Origin of the sequence: Delftia sp. ZNC0008, assembly GCF_000799035.1 — a bacterium.
Taxonomy (GTDB): Bacteria; Pseudomonadota; Gammaproteobacteria; order Burkholderiales; family Burkholderiaceae_C; genus Comamonas; species Comamonas tsuruhatensis.
Window position 1 is genome coordinate 1 of sequence record NZ_JTKZ01000635.1, and the last position, 1,021, is coordinate 1,021.

The following is a 1,021-nucleotide window of genomic DNA, read 5'->3' on the forward strand; positions in this document are numbered from 1 at the left end:
GATCATCGGCACGGCCCAGCCCCTGCTCAACAAGACGATCACCGGCGGCGTGCTGGACGCGGACGACCTGGACTTCGGCGCCCTGGCACCGGGCTCGACCATCGGTTCGGTCGTGATCTTCAAGGACACGGGCAACACTTCCACGTCTCCCGTGCTGTTCTTCTTCGACACCGTGACCGGGCTGCCCATGTCCACCAACGGCGGCGCCGTGACCATTCCCTGGGACAACGGCGTCAAAAAGATCGCGCGCATCAACCTGCCGATCTACCCGAAGGGCGCGGAGAAGATGTGGGCGGGCTCCATCAACTTCTCTGCAGACGACATCAAGGTGGCGCTGTTGCCCAGCTCCTACGTCTACGACGCTGCCCACGAGTTCCTGCCGGACGTGGGTGCCGTGATCGGCGCGGCCCAGGCGCTTGCCGGCAAGTCCGTCGCGGGCGGTGTGTTCGACGCTTTCTCCGTCAACTTCGGCGCGCTACCCACCGGCTCCACCATCGGCAGCGTGGTGCTCTACAAGGACACGGGCACGCCGGCCACGTCGCCGCTGATCGCGCGCGTGACGGATGTGCTGGGCCTGCCGCTTGCAACCAATGGTGGCGGCCTGGTGCTGGGGTGGTCTGGTGGAACCGCGCGCATCTTCTCGCTGGTGCCGGCGTAAGGAGGCAGGGCCATGGACCTGTTCTCCAACAACGCCGAGACCGTGCTGGCTTCGGCCCTGACCAACGACAGCGGTGATCCGGGGTACGGCACGATCGTGACCACGGGCGCGGGCCTGGACGGCTTTGCCAACCCCAGCGGGACGCGCTCCCTGCGCGCGACCATCACGGACGCCACCATGCCCGGACAGTGGGAGGTGGTGCGGATCCGCCAGATCGACGGCGTGAATCTTGTGGTAGATCGCGGGATCGAGTTGCCATGGGATGCCGGCGGCCCCATGGCTTGGCCTGCTGGTGCCAAGGTCAGCGTGCGGCTCACGGCGGGCATGCTGGAGTCCTTCATGCAGATGCAAGAGTCGGGCTTC

1 protein-coding gene and 1 pseudogene are annotated in these 1,021 nt (G+C 66.6%); both read left to right on the forward strand.

All coding sequences use genetic code 11. The annotated features are described in order from the left end of the window. On the forward strand, positions 1 to 658 hold a 658-nt coding region (locus L995_RS33940; protein WP_052195842.1), incomplete at its 5' end, for a hypothetical protein. 12 nt (positions 659 to 670) lie between these two features. After that, positions 671 to 1,021: pseudogene (locus tag L995_RS20760) on the forward strand (hypothetical protein); the annotation flags it as partial.